The 16,573-nt window shown below is 50.7% G+C and carries 18 protein-coding genes and 1 other annotated feature; of the genes, 10 read left to right on the top strand and 8 right to left on the bottom strand.

Features of this window, described 5'->3' with window-relative positions; genetic code table 11:
• Positions 1-43: 43 nt before the first annotated feature.
• From ffh to rplS, 5 genes are all read left to right on the top strand, one after another.
• Positions 44-1,405 (top strand): signal recognition particle protein, encoded by a 1,362-nt coding sequence (gene ffh / locus OGV57_RS07880; RefSeq protein WP_003031226.1) that lies wholly within the window; start codon positions 44-46, stop codon positions 1,403-1,405.
• 249 nt (positions 1,406-1,654) lie between these two features.
• Positions 1,655-1,903 (top strand): 30S ribosomal protein S16, encoded by a 249-nt coding sequence (gene rpsP / locus OGV57_RS07875; protein WP_003031228.1) that lies wholly within the window; start codon positions 1,655-1,657, stop codon positions 1,901-1,903.
• Between the two features lie 18 nt (positions 1,904-1,921).
• The gene (gene rimM, locus OGV57_RS07870) at positions 1,922-2,470 is read left to right on the top strand and encodes a ribosome maturation factor RimM (RefSeq protein ID WP_003031230.1); all 549 of its coding nucleotides are present in this window, start codon (positions 1,922-1,924) and stop codon (positions 2,468-2,470) included.
• 44 nt (positions 2,471-2,514) lie between these two features.
• On the top strand, positions 2,515-3,282 hold the full coding sequence (trmD, locus tag OGV57_RS07865; RefSeq protein WP_003031232.1) for a tRNA (guanosine(37)-N1)-methyltransferase TrmD: 768 nt from the start codon (positions 2,515-2,517) through the stop codon (positions 3,280-3,282).
• A 39-nt stretch (positions 3,283-3,321) separates the two neighbouring features.
• Complete coding sequence (rplS, locus tag OGV57_RS07860; protein WP_002914145.1) at positions 3,322-3,669, top strand: 50S ribosomal protein L19; 348 nt, start codon at positions 3,322-3,324, stop codon at positions 3,667-3,669.
• Positions 3,670-3,800: 131 nt separating this feature from the next.
• On the opposite strand, the gene OGV57_RS07855 is transcribed toward rplS, so the two are convergent.
• From OGV57_RS07855 to OGV57_RS07840, 4 genes are all read right to left on the bottom strand, one after another.
• Entirely contained in the window at positions 3,801-4,283 is a 483-nt protein-coding gene (locus tag OGV57_RS07855; RefSeq protein ID WP_003839836.1) for an OmpA family protein, read from the bottom strand.
• A gap of 12 nt (positions 4,284-4,295) precedes the next feature.
• Positions 4,296-5,522: a diguanylate cyclase DgcN/YfiN gene (dgcN, locus tag OGV57_RS07850; protein ID WP_003839838.1), complete on the bottom strand. Its 1,227-nt coding sequence runs from the start codon at positions 5,520-5,522 to the stop codon at positions 4,296-4,298.
• Positions 5,515-6,033 carry a regulatory sequestration protein YfiR gene (gene yfiR, locus OGV57_RS07845; protein ID WP_003839843.1) on the bottom strand — a complete coding sequence of 173 codons (519 nt, stop codon included), beginning with the start codon at positions 6,031-6,033 and terminating at the stop codon, positions 5,515-5,517. The genes dgcN and yfiR overlap by 8 nt, the downstream gene beginning before the upstream one ends.
• A gap of 158 nt (positions 6,034-6,191) precedes the next feature.
• Positions 6,192-6,566 carry a DUF2799 domain-containing protein gene (locus OGV57_RS07840; RefSeq protein ID WP_016150789.1) on the bottom strand — a complete coding sequence of 125 codons (375 nt, stop codon included), beginning with the start codon at positions 6,564-6,566 and terminating at the stop codon, positions 6,192-6,194.
• A gap of 215 nt (positions 6,567-6,781) precedes the next feature.
• On the opposite strand from OGV57_RS07840, the gene aroF reads away from it, so the two are divergent.
• Both aroF and tyrA read left to right on the top strand, forming a co-directional pair.
• Positions 6,782-7,852, top strand: a complete 1,071-nt coding sequence (gene aroF / locus OGV57_RS07835; protein ID WP_003031241.1) for a 3-deoxy-7-phosphoheptulonate synthase AroF — start codon at positions 6,782-6,784, stop codon at positions 7,850-7,852.
• A gap of 10 nt (positions 7,853-7,862) precedes the next feature.
• Positions 7,863-8,984 (top strand): bifunctional chorismate mutase/prephenate dehydrogenase, encoded by a 1,122-nt coding sequence (gene tyrA / locus OGV57_RS07830; protein ID WP_054528697.1) that lies wholly within the window; start codon positions 7,863-7,865, stop codon positions 8,982-8,984.
• A gap of 96 nt (positions 8,985-9,080) precedes the next feature.
• Here tyrA and pheA read toward each other — a convergent pair whose 3' ends face one another.
• The 4 genes from pheA to bamD form a co-directional block, all read right to left on the bottom strand.
• Positions 9,081-10,241, bottom strand: coding sequence for a bifunctional chorismate mutase/prephenate dehydratase (gene pheA, locus OGV57_RS07825; protein ID WP_003826458.1), 1,161 nt, complete (start codon positions 10,239-10,241; stop codon positions 9,081-9,083).
• 22 nt (positions 10,242-10,263) lie between these two features.
• Positions 10,264-10,389 (bottom strand) — a sequence feature (Phe leader region).
• Positions 10,341-10,388: a pheA operon leader peptide PheL gene (pheL, locus tag OGV57_RS07820; RefSeq protein ID WP_100250063.1), complete on the bottom strand. Its 48-nt coding sequence runs from the start codon at positions 10,386-10,388 to the stop codon at positions 10,341-10,343. It overlaps the preceding feature by 48 nt.
• Before the next feature lie 102 nt (positions 10,390-10,491).
• On the bottom strand, positions 10,492-10,830 hold the full coding sequence (raiA, locus tag OGV57_RS07815) for a ribosome-associated translation inhibitor RaiA (RefSeq protein ID WP_003031244.1): 339 nt from the start codon (positions 10,828-10,830) through the stop codon (positions 10,492-10,494).
• Positions 10,831-11,099: 269 nt separating this feature from the next.
• The gene (bamD, locus tag OGV57_RS07810) at positions 11,100-11,837 is read right to left on the bottom strand and encodes an outer membrane protein assembly factor BamD (protein WP_003031245.1); all 738 of its coding nucleotides are present in this window, start codon (positions 11,835-11,837) and stop codon (positions 11,100-11,102) included.
• A gap of 131 nt (positions 11,838-11,968) precedes the next feature.
• Between bamD and rluD the strand changes: the two genes are divergently transcribed.
• From rluD to clpB, 3 genes are all read left to right on the top strand, one after another.
• The gene (gene rluD / locus OGV57_RS07805; protein ID WP_003031246.1) at positions 11,969-12,949 is read left to right on the top strand and encodes a 23S rRNA pseudouridine(1911/1915/1917) synthase RluD; all 981 of its coding nucleotides are present in this window, start codon (positions 11,969-11,971) and stop codon (positions 12,947-12,949) included.
• Positions 12,946-13,677, top strand: a complete 732-nt coding sequence (gene yfiH, locus OGV57_RS07800) for a purine nucleoside phosphorylase YfiH (RefSeq protein WP_016150787.1) — start codon at positions 12,946-12,948, stop codon at positions 13,675-13,677. The genes rluD and yfiH overlap by 4 nt, the downstream gene beginning before the upstream one ends.
• A 129-nt stretch (positions 13,678-13,806) precedes the next feature.
• Positions 13,807-16,380 carry an ATP-dependent chaperone ClpB gene (gene clpB, locus OGV57_RS07795; RefSeq protein ID WP_003031249.1) on the top strand — a complete coding sequence of 858 codons (2,574 nt, stop codon included), beginning with the start codon at positions 13,807-13,809 and terminating at the stop codon, positions 16,378-16,380.
• Positions 16,381-16,573 lie beyond the last annotated feature (193 nt).

Raw genomic sequence — 16,573 nt, 5'->3', positions numbered from 1 at the left:
TGTCGCTGTCGCGACCGACCGTTTCCACTCCAGGCGAGAGACAATGTTTGATAATTTAACCGATCGTTTGTCGCGCACGCTGCGCAATATCAGTGGCCGTGGACGCCTTACTGAAGACAACGTTAAAGAGACGCTGCGCGAAGTGCGCATGGCGCTGCTGGAGGCTGACGTAGCGCTGCCGGTAGTGCGTGAGTTTATCAATCGCGTAAAAGAGAAAGCGGTTGGTCATGAAGTTAACAAAAGCCTGACGCCGGGTCAGGAATTCGTCAAGATTGTCCGTAACGAACTGGTTGCGGCAATGGGCGAAGAAAACCAGACCCTGAATCTGGCTGCACAGCCGCCAGCCGTGGTGCTTATGGCGGGCCTGCAGGGTGCGGGTAAAACGACCAGCGTCGGTAAGCTGGGTAAATTCCTGCGCGAGAAGCACAAGAAAAAAGTGCTGGTGGTCTCCGCGGACGTTTATCGCCCGGCGGCGATCAAACAGTTGGAAACTCTGGCCGAGCAGGTCGGCGTGGACTTCTTCCCGTCGGATGTTGGCCAGAAGCCGGTCGATATCGTTAACGCCGCGCTGAAAGAAGCCAAACTCAAATTCTATGACGTGCTGCTGGTGGATACCGCCGGTCGTCTGCACGTTGACGAAGCGATGATGGACGAAATCAAACAGGTCCACGCTTCTATCAAACCGGTAGAAACGCTGTTTGTGGTCGACGCCATGACCGGTCAGGATGCCGCGAATACCGCAAAAGCCTTTAACGAAGCGCTACCGTTAACCGGTGTAGTACTGACAAAAGTTGATGGTGATGCCCGTGGCGGTGCGGCGCTTTCTATTCGTCATATTACCGGTAAGCCGATTAAATTCCTCGGCGTCGGCGAGAAAACCGAAGCGCTGGAGCCGTTCCACCCGGACAGGATTGCTTCGCGTATTCTCGGCATGGGCGACGTGCTGTCGCTGATCGAAGATATCGAAAGCAAGGTTGACCGCGCGCAGGCAGAAAAATTAGCCAGCAAGCTGAAAAAAGGCGATGGCTTCGATCTCAACGATTTCCTTGAACAGCTTAATCAGATGAAAAACATGGGCGGTATGGCAAGCCTGATGGGCAAGCTGCCGGGCATGGGTCAGATCCCTGACAATGTGAAATCGCAGATGGACGATAAAGTTCTGGTGCGTATGGAAGCCATCATCAATTCGATGACGATGAAAGAACGCGCTAAGCCGGAAATTATCAAAGGTTCCCGTAAACGCCGTATCGCTGCCGGTTGCGGTATGCAGGTACAGGACGTAAACCGCCTTCTGAAACAGTTCGACGACATGCAGCGCATGATGAAGAAAATGAAGAAGGGCGGTATGGCGAAGATGATGCGTGGTATGAAGGGGATGATGCCGCCCGGCTTCCCTGGCCGCTAATCGGCCTGGCTTGTTTGCCATTTCGGCACCGGGGTGTGCTCGCCATCCTCACGTACTGCGTGTACGCTCCGGTGGCTGCGCACACACCGGCACCGAACTGACGGCACCGCCGACGGCCTTTTATAGCAGAGTTATCAACTGCTGATTGCATTTTCCCCAGAAATCAGTAAAATTTTCGGGCTTTTAATATGACACCCGGGCTCCGTTCCTCGATGGGGCCTGGGTGTTTTATTCACACAAGAGGATGTTATGGTTACTATTCGTTTAGCTCGTCACGGCGCTAAAAAGCGTCCGTTCTACCAGGTTGTTGTTACCGACAGCCGTAATGCACGCAACGGTCGCTTCATCGAGCGCGTTGGCTTCTTTAACCCAATCGCTAGCGAAAAAGAAGAAGGCACTCGCCTGGATTTGGATCGCATCGCTCACTGGGTTGGCCAGGGCGCGACTATTTCTGATCGCGTAGCTACGCTGATCAAAGCAGCAAACAAAGCAGCTTAATCTGTCACGGTGGTCATGATGAGCAAGCAACTCGCCGCACAGGCTCCTGTAGAACCCATCGTTTTGGGGAAAATGGGGTCTTCTTACGGTATCCGTGGTTGGCTCAGAGTGTTTTCTTCCACTGAAGACGCCGAAAGCATTTTTGACTATCAGCCCTGGTTTATCCAGAAGGCGGGTCAGTGGCAGCAAGTACAGCTGGAAAGCTGGAAGCACCACAATCAGGATCTGATCATCAAGCTGAAAGGCGTTGACGATCGTGATTCGGCGAATCTACTGACTAATTGCGAAATTGTCGTGGATTCCTCGCAGTTGCCAGCGCTGGAAGATGGTTCCTACTACTGGAAAGACCTTATGGGCTGCCAGGTAGTGACCACTGAAGGCTACGATCTCGGTAAAGTCGTCGATATGATGGAAACCGGTTCGAATGACGTCATCGTCATCAAGGCAAACCTGAAAGATGCGTTTGGTATCAAGGAACGTCTTGTGCCGTTCCTCGATGGGCAGGTTATCAAGAAAGTCGATCTCGCTACTCGTACTATCGAAGTAGATTGGGATCCTGGTTTTTAAACCACCGGATAAACGGTAAAAGTCGGCGTTATGGGGATTGGCTTGTGTTTATAGGTATCGTTAGCCTGTTTCCAGAAATGTTCCGCGCAATTACCGATTACGGGGTAACTGGCCGGGCAGTAAAAAATGGCCTGCTGAACATCCAGAGTTGGAGTCCTCGTGACTTTACTCATGACCGGCACCGTACCGTGGACGATCGTCCGTACGGCGGCGGACCGGGGATGTTAATGATGGTGCAACCTTTACGGGACGCCATTCATGCAGCAAAAGCTGCGGCTGGTGAAGGCGCAAAGGTGATTTATCTGTCACCTCAGGGACGCAAGCTTGATCAAGCGGGCGTTAGCGAACTGGCCACGAATCAAAAGCTGATTCTGGTATGTGGTCGCTATGAAGGAATAGATGAGCGCGTGATTCAAACCGAAATTGACGAAGAATGGTCAATCGGCGATTACGTACTCAGCGGTGGTGAGTTACCGGCAATGACGCTGATCGACTCCGTTTCCCGGTTTATTCCGGGAGTTCTGGGTCATGAAGCTTCAGCAATCGAAGATTCGTTTGCTGATGGATTGCTGGATTGCCCGCACTATACCCGACCTGAAGTGTTAGAGCAGATGGAAGTACCGGCAGTGTTACTGTCAGGAAACCACGCTGAGATACGTCGCTGGCGTTTGAAACAGTCGCTGGGCCGGACCTGGCTTAGAAGACCTGAACTTCTGGAAAACCTGGCTCTGACTGAAGAGCAAGCAAGGTTGCTGGCGGAGTTCAAAAAGGAACACGCACAACAGCAACATAAACATGATGGGCAGGCGTAAGCCCCCAATATCAGTTTACCCAGGATAAGAGATTAAATTATGAGCAACATTATTAAGCAACTTGAACAAGAACAGATGAAGCAGGACGTACCTTCCTTCCGTCCGGGTGATACCGTGGAAGTGAAAGTATGGGTTGTTGAAGGTTCCAAAAAACGTCTGCAGGCATTCGAGGGCGTGGTTATCGCTATTCGTAACCGCGGTCTGCACTCTGCATTCACTGTTCGTAAAATTTCCAACGGCGAAGGCGTTGAGCGTGTCTTCCAGACTCACTCTCCGGTAGTTGACAGCATTGCTGTTAAACGTCGTGGTGCTGTTCGTAAAGCTAAACTGTACTACCTGCGTGAGCGCACTGGTAAGTCTGCTCGTATCAAAGAGCGTCTTAACTAAGATTCGCGCAAGCGACATCCTGTTAGAAAAGGGCTGGCCGAAAGGCTGGCCCTTTTTTTATCCCGACGTTTGCTCTGTTGTTCTTTATGGCAATGGAATGACTGCGCGGCGCGCAGCCAGTTGGGGGATGATTATGGCGTCGTGATCACGACTGCAACGCGACGATTTTCAGCACGACCTTTTGATGTCTGGTTGCTGGCAATGGGATATTTCTTCCCGAGACCCTGAGTCGTCAGGTTGGTGCGGGGAATGTTGGCACCCTGTGCCCAGGCATCGGCAACCACATTCGCGCGTTTGAGTGACAGAGCTTCGTTATAGCTGTCTTCACCGTAGTTATCAGTATGACCGTCCAGGCGAGCATGATTTAGCCCGGTAGCTGCCAGTTTGGATGCCATTTCCTTGATCTGTTTTTCACTTTCAGGACGGAGTTTATAGTCATTTTTATCAAACAGGATGTTATCAGACAGGCCCAGAGACCAGTCTCCGGAAGCTTCGGTAAATCCGTACGATTTCATGGCTGCAATTTGCTCTGGGGTAAATTTTCCCTGAGGCGCCTGACAGCCTGCCAGAATCAGTAAAAGCAGAAGAAACGGGGATAATAAACGTTTTAGCATGTGTGTAATTCCTTATTTAATAATAGTGCGTTCAGAACGCAAATTTTTGGCCTGATACATATTTTGATCGGCAAGTTCTTGTAATTTCTCGGCAGAGGCATGTTCCCACGTCAGCGCAAAACCGATGCTGAGTGTCATGCTTGCTAAATGACCATTATGCAGGTCAAAAGGTCGGTCAAACTCTTGTGACAGTGCCGCGCAGATCCGCTGAACCTCATATTCAGAATGAACGCTATACAGCACCATCGCGAACTCGTCGCCGCCAAGTCTGTATGGCGAATGTCGATTACCACCAAACTCGGACAGCCTTTTAGCGACTTCAATCAGAACCCGATCCCCCGCAGCGTGGCCCCAGGTATCATTGATAAATTTAAAATTATCACCATCAAGGAATAACAAAGCGGAGCTGCTGTGGGCGGCATCGTCATTCATCAGCGCGTTAATACTGCTACGAAAAGCGGCGCGATTTGCCAGGCCTGTCAGAGGATCATGTAGCGCGGTACGCAAAAGTTGAGCGTTCTTTGCCTGCAGCCGAAGTTGCCACTCCTCCATCTCGTCCAGCAGACTATTAAAGTCCTGGGCAAAAAGATGAAACTCTTCAATGCGTTCCTCGGAAACGCGTCGCGAAAAGTTACGGTTGGTACGTACATCATGTACCACCTCGGTTATATTTTGCAGGGCTTCCACGACGCCATTGTGTAAATAGCGGGTGAGCATTAATGCTATGCCTGATGCCAACAAAATGCACCCGGTAAGAACGGCCAGCGACAAATAGATGAAACGGCTGATAACGCTATCGCGTGCAGTCAATCGTACTTCGCCGATGACGTTGCCATTATGCAAAATAGGCTGAGTGACCGGTTGTGGGAACAGCCAGTGGCTGATCAGTCCGCTGATCTTCTCCGTGGTGTCTTGCGCGTTATAGCGCCAGGTGGCGATCACCTTCTGGTGTTTATTACGCACTTCCGCAACGGAAAATTGCCCTTGCTGGCCCAGTGCCGCCAGTGTTTCAGTTGCTGCAACACTATCAGAAAAGACTAATGCAGCTTCAAGCGTGCGGGTCATGGTCGCGGCAGTCAGATCCAGGTTCTTTTGCGCATACTGTCTTAAGGCCAGCACGGAAGAAATGCTGAGCAGCAGCCAGATCAACGTCATCGTCACCAGGACACTGATTATGCTGATACGCCGTAATGTCCGTTTAAACGTCGGGCGTGTTACAGGAGAATGGCCCTTATCCATGCTTATTATTCCGTGCAAGCATCAATACGTCAGGACTGACCCTTACGCCGCTGCGTGAAAGGGAATCCATATTTACGGAAAATCTCACATCTTCATCTTTAATTATGAGGCAAAAGGCGCTGCCAATAACGCATTCGGGATTTTGTTCTGCAATTAATAGCAATGCCTTTGTCGGATATTTATTCTTTAATTCCACCTGATAAGTAGGTGATTCTTTTCCAAAATAAAAACCGTCACATTGCGAAACTAATATTTCTTGTTCCGTACGAATGATGACGGGAAGATAGGGTAATGCCCCAGTACTGGTATCTTCCAGAACACTGGAAAAACGCGATGAAGAGAAAATACACAGTTTGGGTGGCCCGGAAAGTGCTGGCCAGCGTGTATAACTGACGATGCCGGAAACCATAGCACGTACAGATTTTGCTTCTTCTGTAACGCTTTGGGCGTACAGCGGTAACCCGGTCAGGAGCAGTGCCAGTAGAAGTATGAGTCGGTAAGAATAGCTCATGAATAGTTACCTACCAGCGTTTGCCGTAAAGCGTCGAAATACATTCAAGATTGTTTAAGACAAAATAACATTATTTTCCTAAGTCGTCATTATTCCAGGGGTAAAGCTGATGATGATTTAAGTTAAATCCTAGTTTGCTATAAAATTTAAGCCATTGTTTAGTTTAATCTTATTGAGGCAGCACCTTCGTTTGCTCCTTTTTTCCAGGCATCGTGTAACTGGTCAATATTTTCGACCGTATCACAACTTGGGGGAAAGGTTTTCCCGGCCAGACCTCTGGCGTAAACAAAATCTTGTTGGCAGATTTTGCGTTGCCCTTCGGCATAACCCTTAAGATATTTCGTACGATCGACCTCGGGATCATTGAAGTTGTCGGCAAGAGTTTCATTATCTTTAACGGCATACCCCGAAATGGCATCTTGTATCCCGGCGTCATACCAGTCGGTACCAGTCCAGGTAGGGGCATGGGTGTAGGGATCTATCTGACATCCGCTAAGAAGGAGTAGAAATAAGATACTGATGAGTTGCTTCATTGCCTGTGCTCCCTTGTTTTTTTAAGCATAGCGGATCTGAAAATTCGGGGGTGTAAATTTAAATGTACGATTATAAGGGCTTTTATTGCCATAAAATAACGTCGTGTAAATTAAAATTTACGGATTGTGGATTGAAATCTTTACCTGTTATGGTATCGTTATTTCCTCCTCGCTGAGGATCAACTATCGCAAACGAGCTAAACAGGATCACCATCATGCAAAAAGACGCGCTGAACAACGTACATATTACCGACGAACAGGTTCTGATGACCCCGGAGCAGCTGAAAGCTGAATTTCCGCTGAGCCAGGAGCAAGAGGCGCAAATCGCCCAGTCGCGTAAAACCATCTCAGATATTATCTCCGGTCGCGATCCGCGCCTGCTGGTCGTATGTGGCCCATGCTCCATTCACGATCCTGAAATGGCTATTGAGTATGCTCGTCGATTTAAAGCCCTTGCCGCAGAGGTCAGCGATAGCCTCTACCTGGTGATGCGCGTCTATTTTGAAAAACCCCGTACCACCGTCGGCTGGAAAGGGTTAATTAACGATCCTCATATGGATGGCTCTTTTGATGTTGAAGCAGGTCTGAAAATTGCGCGTCAGCTGCTGCTTGAACTGGTAAATATGGGACTGCCGCTGGCAACTGAAGCGCTGGATCCAAATAGCCCGCAATACCTGGGCGATCTGTTTAGCTGGTCCGCAATCGGAGCCCGTACCACGGAATCGCAGACACACCGCGAAATGGCTTCCGGTCTTTCCATGCCGGTCGGCTTTAAGAATGGTACTGACGGTAGCCTGGCGACCGCCATTAACGCCATGCGTGCGGCTGCGCAGTCGCACCGCTTTGTTGGTATTAATCAGGCCGGGCAGGTTGCGCTGTTGCAAACTCAGGGGAATCCGGACGGCCACGTGATCCTGCGCGGGGGTAAAGCGCCGAACTACAGCCCGGCAGATGTCGCCCAGTGCGAAAAAGAGATGGAGCAGGCGGGACTACGACCTTCTCTGATGGTAGATTGCAGTCATGGTAATTCCAATAAAGATTACCGCCGTCAGCCTGCCGTGGCTGAATCCGTAATTGCACAAATCAAAGATGGCAATCGCTCGATCATTGGTTTGATGATTGAAAGTAATATTCACGAAGGCAACCAGTCTTCTGAACAGCCGCGCAGCGAAATGAAATACGGCGTGTCCGTAACCGATGCCTGCATTAGCTGGGAAATGACGGATGCGCTGCTGCGTGAAATTAGTCAAGATTTAAACGGTCAGCTGTCGGCGCGTGTAGCATAAGAGGTTGGTTATGGTTGCTGAATTGACCGCATTACGCGATCAAATTGATGAAGTCGACAAGGTGCTGCTGGATTTACTGGCACGCCGCCTGGAGCTGGTTGCCGAAGTTGGTGAAGTAAAAAGCCGTTTTGGGTTGCCGATTTACGTGCCGGAACGGGAAGCCTCTATGCTTGCCTCTCGCCGGGCAGAAGCGGAAGCCCTTGGCGTGCCGCCGGACCTGATTGAAGATGTGCTACGCCGCGTTATGCGTGAGTCCTATTCCAGTGAGAACGACAAAGGGTTTAAAACGCTTTGTCCTTCTCTGCGGCCGGTAGTGATCGTCGGTGGCGGCGGTCAGATGGGGCGTCTGTTTGAAAAAATGCTCACCCTGTCAGGTTACCAGGTGCGGATCCTGGAACAGCAGGATTGGGATCGCGCGCCGGAGATCGTCTCTGATGCTGGGATGGTGATCGTCAGTGTGCCGATCCACATCACCGAGCAGGTGATCGCCAAACTACCGCGTCTGCCGTCTGACTGCATCCTGGTGGATCTGGCTTCAGTGAAAAATGGTCCTTTGCAGGCGATGCTGGCTGCACATGATGGCCCGGTGGTGGGGTTACACCCAATGTTTGGTCCGGACAGCGGCAGCTTGGCAAAGCAGGTCGTCGTCTGGTGTGATGGACGTCAGCCGGAAGCCTATCAGTGGTTTCTGGAACAGATTCAGGTATGGGGTGCACGACTACATCGGATCAGCGCCGTTGAACACGATCAGAACATGGCGTTTATTCAGGCATTGCGTCACTTTGCGACCTTTGCTTACGGTCTGCATTTAGCGGAAGAGAATGTTCAACTGGAGCAGCTGCTGGCGCTCTCTTCGCCGATTTACCGTCTTGAACTGGCGATGGTTGGCCGTCTGTTTGCCCAGGATCCGCAGCTCTATGCCGATATTATTATGTCGTCTGAGAACAACCTTGCGCTGATCAAACGCTACTACCAACGTTTTGGTGAGGCGATTGGTTTACTGGAACAGGGCGATAAGCAAGCGTTTATCGACAGTTTCCGTAAGGTCGAGCATTGGTTTGGCGATTATGCGAAACGCTTCCAGAGTGAAAGCCGTACTTTGTTACGCCAGGCGAATGACAGCCGTCCTTAATTAAGATGCCGGATGGCGGCTTCGTCTTATCCGGCCTACAAAAATCGCATGAATTGTAGGCCGGATAAGCGTAGTGCCATCCGGCACTGTCAAATGTTAGCTCGGATCGACCGGCACCACGTTCTCACTCGGATAGCATCCCAGTACTTTCATCGAACGTGTAATCTCACCCAGCTCTTTCAATGCTTTTTGCATTTGGGGCGATTCCAGATTGGCCTGGATATCAAGATAAAACATCTCTTCCCACGGATTGCCGTGAATCGGGCGTGACTCCAGTTTAGTCATAATCAGATTATGGTTACGCAGCACCAGCAATGCTTCTACCAGCGCACCGGCCTGTTGTCCTGTTGCCATCAGCAACGTGGTTTTTGCCGGAACCTGGTCGGATACATTGATTGCTTTACGTGCCAGCACCACGAAGCGGGTGATGTTTTGCGACTGGTTAGCCTCAATATGCTCGAGAACCTGCAAACCATACAGTACGCCTCCGGCTTCGCTCCCCAGGGCCGCCACGCGCGGCGAGTTAGCCTGCGCAACTTTTTCCATTGCCGCAGAGGTGCTTTCAGTGTACTCAATCTTCCAGTGCGGGTAGCGATTCAGGAACTTGCTGCACTGCTGGAACGGCTGCGGATGGCTGTATACCGTTTCAATGGTCTCAAGATCCGTCGTGCCGGACACCAGTACACAGTGGTCTATCGTAATGGTCATCTCGCCAACAATAGACAGGCTGGTGTGCTGTAGCAGGTCGTAAACGTCGTTAATCCCACCGGAGCTGGTGTTTTCAATCGGAACCACAGCATAGTCAGCCTGTCCGGTTTCGACCTGATTAAAGATATCGGCAAATTTTGCGCAGCCGCTTTCAATAAATTGTTCAAAATGGCGGGCGGCGTACTGACGTGCTGCCAGATGGGAATATGATCCTTTTGGCCCCAGGAAGGCCACGCGCGCGGAGTGTGGGTTAATTTTGTTCAGGTGTTGCTGGAGCAGAGCCTGTTGAGTCAGGACGGAGTCTTCGATTATGAGCTGGAACAGGCGGGTAATGTAGTGAGCATCGAGATGATGTGCTTTGCCCAACTGAATCAGACGGTCCAACAGGTCACGTTCACGGTCGATATCTCGTACCGGACGATGTGAAAGCAGTTTGGCTTTACCAACTTCTACGGCCAGTCCACGTCGCTCAGCCAGCAGGGCCAGTAATTTTTCATCCAGCGTGCTAATCTTATCGCGCAGCGCCAGCAATGGGTTTTCCGATGTCATAGTGTTGCCTTTCTTGTTATCAATAAAAAAGGCCCCCCGTTGTGGGAGGCCTTATTGTTCGTCTTCGCATTCTTTATCACACGACGAAACGCCTCCCATTCAGGGGAAGGTAAAAAAGAATGCGAAGAAGAACGGAACAAGTTTCATGTAATTTTCCTTTGGCTACGTCAGTAAAGTACCCGTACTGTTTTCACCCTGTCAACAAAAAACGCGCCCGAAGGCGCGTTGGCGATACACTCAATGTAAGGGACTACTCTTCTTCTGCTTCGACGAAGTTGGCGTCTTTGACTGAAGTTGTTGCACGACGGGCTTCGCCTTTGTGCTGCACTTTATTGAGCTGCCGTTCCAGCTTGTTGATCAAATCGTTAATTGCGGTGTACATATCCTCGTGTTTTGCGCTGGCGACCAGATGTCCGTTCGGTGTATTGATGGTGGCATCAGCAATGAAACCCTGTGGCTCCTTAGACAGAATGATATGTGGATTAATCAGATGAGTTTGCCATTTTTCAAGTTTGGCGAGACGGTCTGCGACATGCTGGCGAATTGCCGGAGTAATTTCCATTTGTTTACTGGTAATGTTCATTGTCATAAATTTTACCTCTTGTCTTTCCCGTCTTGGTGATTCCAGCATACCGTTCCCAATGTCAAAATGCGTGATGTAAATCACATTTTTTTGTCGCTTTTTGTCAAGAAAACCTTTTTGTGAGGCACCGCAGGAACAGGCGATTTTTTACTTGAGGAATACCTGAAAGCAGGCCATATTTGATGGGATGCGTCGGAGCTAAACCGCTTCAGTTGTAGCGTTAACGGATAAAAAAACGGCAGCCCTTGGGCTGCCGTTTTGCATTCTGAGGCAAATCAGGTATTGCTGCTGTTAGCGGCAATGATTTTCGCTACTTTTTCTGCCTGCGCATTCATCTGCATCTGGCGATAAGCTTTTTCCATTAACGGCAGAGCATCACGTGTTGCCTGAGTATCAGGGTAGTCGCGCAGCATGCCTTCCACACGGTTTACCACGGCAACCCATGCACCGCGGGCAGTGTAGTATTCCGCAACAGAATATTCATACTTCGCCAGACGATCTTTCAGGAACACCAGACGTTTGGTGGCATCAGTGGTGTACTGGCTGTTCGGATAGCCACGTACCAGTTTGGAAAAGTCATTAAACGCAGCTCGGGCGTGTTGGGGATCGCGATCGCTGCGATCAACACCAAAGAATCCTTGCAGTGCGCTATCATCCAACGCCATATTGGTCAGGCCACGCATATACATGACATAATCAATGTTAGGGTGTGTCGGGTTAAGACGGATAAAACGATCGATAGCAGCCTGAGCAAGTGGCAGATCGGCGTTTTTGTAGTAGGCGTAGATGAGATCTAATTGCACCTGCTGAGAATACGGTCCAAATGGATAACGGTTATCCAACGCTTCCAATTGCGTTATTGCCTGTTTCCAGTTACCGTCCTGCAGCTTTTGCTGAGCAGTCGCGTAGATTTCATTTGGCGGATTATCGGGCACCTCTTCCTTTGAACCAGAGCAACCCGCCAAAAACAGGCTCAACGTGGCTGCTGCCACCAGATATTTCATGCGCGTCATGACGTTTTGACTTTCCTCAAAATGTAATACGGGAGATTCTCTGTTCCTGCTCCCGGTTAAGACCAGCTACAATAGCACACTATATTAAACGGCAAAGCCGTAAAACCCAACGTTAAACGAAGAAGCAGTTTATGGCACAACGAGTAGAACTCACCGCAACAGTCTCCGAAAATCAGCTCGGTCAACGCTTAGATCAGGCTTTGGCCGAATTGTTCCCTGATTATTCGCGATCGCGCATAAAAGAATGGATCCTCGACCAGCGCGTGCTGGTAAATGGCAATCTTTGCGATAAACCGAAAGAAAAAGTGTTGGGTGGAGAGCGTGTCTCCATCAATGCAGAAATTGATGAAGAGGTTCGTTTTGAACCTCAGGATATCCCACTGGATATCGTTTATGAAGATGATGATATTCTTGTCATTAACAAACCCCGTGACCTTGTAGTGCATCCGGGCGCCGGGAATCCTGATGGTACGGTATTGAATGCGTTACTGCATTACTACCCGCCAATCGCGGATGTTCCTCGTGCCGGTATCGTACACCGTCTGGATAAAGACACGACCGGATTAATGGTGGTGGCAAAAACGGTTCCGGCACAAACACGTCTGGTTGAGTCATTGCAGCTGCGCGAAATTACCCGTGAGTACGAAGCCGTAGCAATTGGTCACATGACTGCTGGCGGAACCGTTGAGGAACCGATTAGCCGTCACCCGACCAAGCGTACGCACATGGCGGTACACCCAATGGGGAAACCGGCGGTAACGCACTATCGCATTATGGAACACTTCCGTGTGCACACGCGTCTGCGGTTGCGTCTGGAAACCGGACGTACGCACCAGATCCGCGTGCACATGGCACATATCACTCATCCGCTGGTGGGCGATCAGGTCTACGGCGGTCGTCCACGTCCACCGAAAGGCGCTTCTGACGAATTTATCTCCGTACTGCGTAAGTTCGACCGCCAGGCGCTACATGCGACCATGCTGCGTTTGTATCACCCGATTTCCGGTATCGAAATGGAATGGCATGCGCCGATCCCACAAGATATGGTGCAATTGATTGAAGTGATGCGCGCTGATTTCGAAGAACATAAGGATGATATTGCCTGGCTATGAGTAAGCTAATTGTTCCGCAGTGGCCGATACCGCAAGGTGTCGCGGCGTGTAGTTCTACCCGTATTGGCGGAGTCAGTATGCCGCCTTACGATTCGCTGAATCTGGGCGCCCATTGCGGCGATAACCCGGAGCATGTTGAAGAGAACCGCAAACGACTGTTTGCTGCGGGCAATCTGCCGTCAAAGCCGGTCTGGCTGGAGCAGGTCCACGGTAAGGATGTCCTGAAACTGACAGGCGGGCCTTACGCCTCCAAACGCGCAGATGCGTCGTATAGCAACACGCCGGGCACAGTGTGTGCGGTAATGACCGCTGATTGTCTGCCGGTGCTGTTTTGCAATCGCGCCGGGACGGAAGTGGCTGCGGCCCATGCGGGTTGGCGAGGATTATGCGCTGGCGTGCTGGAAGAGACGGTGGCGTGTTTTGCCGACGAACCTGAAAACATTATTGCCTGGCTAGGTCCGGCGATAGGCCCAAACGCCTTTGAAGTGGGAGCAGAAGTTCGCGAGGCATTCATGACGAAAGATCCGCAAGCGAACCTCGCATTTGTACCGCGCGGCGACAAGTATCTGGCGGATATCTACCAGCTTGCCCGTCAGCGGCTGGCAAATGTCGGCGTGGAGAACCTCCACGGCGGCGACCGTTGCACCTTTAGTGAAAGTGAGACGTTCTTCTCTTATCGTCGCGACAATACCACGGGTCGTATGGCAAGTTTTATTTGGCTGATATAACCTAAAGAATCAAGACGATCCGGTACGTGTAATTTTCTTTTCACATAATTCAGGTCATTCACCTTGAATAATTGAGGGATGACCTCATTTAATCTCCAGTAGCAATTTTGACCTGTTATGGGAGGAGTTATGCGTCTGGATCGTCTTACCAATAAATTCCAGCTTGCTCTTGCCGATGCCCAGTCACTCGCATTGGGGCACGACAATCAATTCATCGAACCACTTCATCTAATGAGCGCCTTGCTGAATCAGGAAGGGGGATCGGTACGTCCTTTATTAACGTCTGCTGGCATTAATGCTGGCCAGTTACGTACAGCCATTGACCAGGCGTTGAGCCGTTTGCCGCAGGTAGAAGGTACCGGCGGTGATGTGCAGCCTTCTCAGGAACTGGTGCGTGTACTGAATCTTTGCGACAAGCTGGCGCAAAAACGTGGGGACAACTTTATTTCGTCAGAACTGTTCGTTCTGGCGGTGCTTGAGTCACGCGGTACGCTGACCGATTTATTAAAATCAGCAGGGGCGACGACCGCCAATATCACTCAGGCAATTGAACAAATGCGTGGAGGTGAAAGCGTGAATGACCAGGGGGCTGAAGACCAACGTCAGGCCTTGAAAAAATATACCGTCGATCTGACTGAACGTGCTGAACAGGGCAAACTCGATCCTGTTATCGGCCGTGATGAAGAAATTCGCCGTACCATTCAGGTGCTGCAACGTCGTACTAAAAATAACCCAGTGTTAATCGGTGAACCCGGTGTCGGTAAAACAGCCATTGTTGAAGGGCTGGCCCAACGCATCATCAATGGTGAAGTGCCGGAGGGCTTAAAAGGCCGTCGTGTACTGGCGCTGGATATGGGCGCGCTGGTGGCTGGGGCCAAATATCGCGGTGAGTTTGAAGAGCGCTTAAAAGGCGTGCTGAACGATCTCTCGAAACAGGAAGGCAACGTCATTCTGTTTATCGACGAATTGCATACCATGGTTGGGGCGGGTAAAGCCGATGGCGCGATGGACGCCGGGAACATGCTGAAACCAGCGCTGGCTCGCGGGGAACTGCACTGTGTAGGCGCCACAACGCTTGATGAATATCGCCAGTACATCGAAAAAGATGCGGCGCTGGAACGTCGTTTCCAGAAAGTGTTTGTGGCTGAACCTTCAGTGGAAGACACCATCGCAATCTTGCGTGGCCTGAAAGAACGTTATGAGCTGCACCATCATGTGCAGATTACTGACCCGGCGATTGTTGCGGCAGCTACGTTGTCTCATCGTTATATTGCCGATCGTCAGTTACCGGATAAAGCTATCGACCTTATTGACGAAGCGGCATCCAGCATTCGTATGCAGATTGACTCCAAGCCGGAGGAACTCGACAGACTCGACCGCCGTATTATCCAGCTCAAACTGGAACAGCAGGCATTAATGAAAGAGTCTGATGAGGCAAGTAAAAAACGTCTCGATATGCTCAATGAAGAGCTGGACGACAAAGAGCGCCAGTATTCTGAGTTAGAGGAAGAGTGGAAAGCTGAAAAAGCCTCCCTCTCGGGAACGCAAACTATCAAGGCTGAGCTGGAGCAGGCAAAAATCGCCATCGAACAGGCGCGCCGCGTTGGCGACCTGGCGCGGATGTCTGAACTGCAGTACGGCAAAATTCCTGAACTGGAAAAACAGCTGGAAGCAGCCACCCAGTCTGAAGGCAAAACCATGCGTCTGCTGCGTAATAAAGTAACGGATGCAGAAATTGCTGAGGTGCTGGCGCGCTGGACCGGGATCCCGGTTGCTCGCATGCTGGAAGGCGAACGGGAAAAACTGTTGCGTATGGAACAGGAGCTGCACAGCCGTGTGATTGGTCAGAACGAAGCGGTGGAAGCCGTTTCTAACGCCATCCGTCGTAGCCGCGCGGGCTTGTCCGATCCGAATCGTCCGATTGGTTCATTCTTGTTCCTTGGTCCAACCGGGGTCGGTAAAACCGAACTGTGCAAAGCGCTGGCAAACTTTATGTTCGACAGTGACGACGCAATGGTGCGTATCGATATGTCCGAGTTTATGGAGAAACACTCGGTGTCTCGCTTGGTTGGGGCACCTCCGGGATATGTCGGTTATGAAGAAGGTGGGTATCTGACGGAAGCAGTACGTCGTCGTCCTTACTCTGTCATCCTGCTGGATGAAGTGGAGAAAGCGCACCCGGATGTGTTCAACATTCTGCTGCAGGTGCTTGACGATGGTCGTCTGACTGACGGACAGGGAAGAACGGTCGATTTCCGTAATACGGTTGTCATCATGACCTCGAACCTGGGCTCCGATCTAATCCAGGAACGCTTTGGTGAGCTGGATTACGGCCACATGAAAGATATGGTGCTGGGCGTCGTGAGCCATAACTTCCGCCCGGAATTCATCAACCGTATAGATGAGGTTGTTGTATTCCATCCGTTGGGTGAGCAGCACATTGCTTCTATTGCTCAGATCCAGCTGCAGCGTCTGTACAAACGTCTGGAAGAGCGTGGCTATGAAATCCACATTTCTGACGAGGCGCTTAAACTGCTGAGCGCGAATGGTTACGATCCGGTGTATGGCGCACGTCCATTGAAACGTGCTATCCAGCAGCAGATCGAAAACCCGCTGGCGCAGCAAATTCTGTCTGGTGAACTGATTCCGGGCAAAACGATTCGTCTGGAAGTGAATGACGATCGCATCGTGGCAGTGCAGTAAGTCACAAAACAACAATAAACGGGCCCTGCGGGGCTCGTTTTTGTTTAAAATTCAGGCGAAAATAGATGTATTGATTGAAAAGTAATCGCTTGATAAGTTTTTTATATTTTTAACTTGTCAGCCTGAAATAACTCCCTATAATGCGCCTCCACTGACACGGAACAACGGATTACAAGCCGCCGGGTCAGCGGGG

It is taken from the genome of Citrobacter sp. Cf087 (genome assembly GCF_030334285.1).
GTDB classification, from domain to species: Bacteria; Pseudomonadota; Gammaproteobacteria; order Enterobacterales; family Enterobacteriaceae; genus Citrobacter; species Citrobacter freundii.
This window is presented reverse-complemented; position numbering and strand designations above follow the sequence as displayed.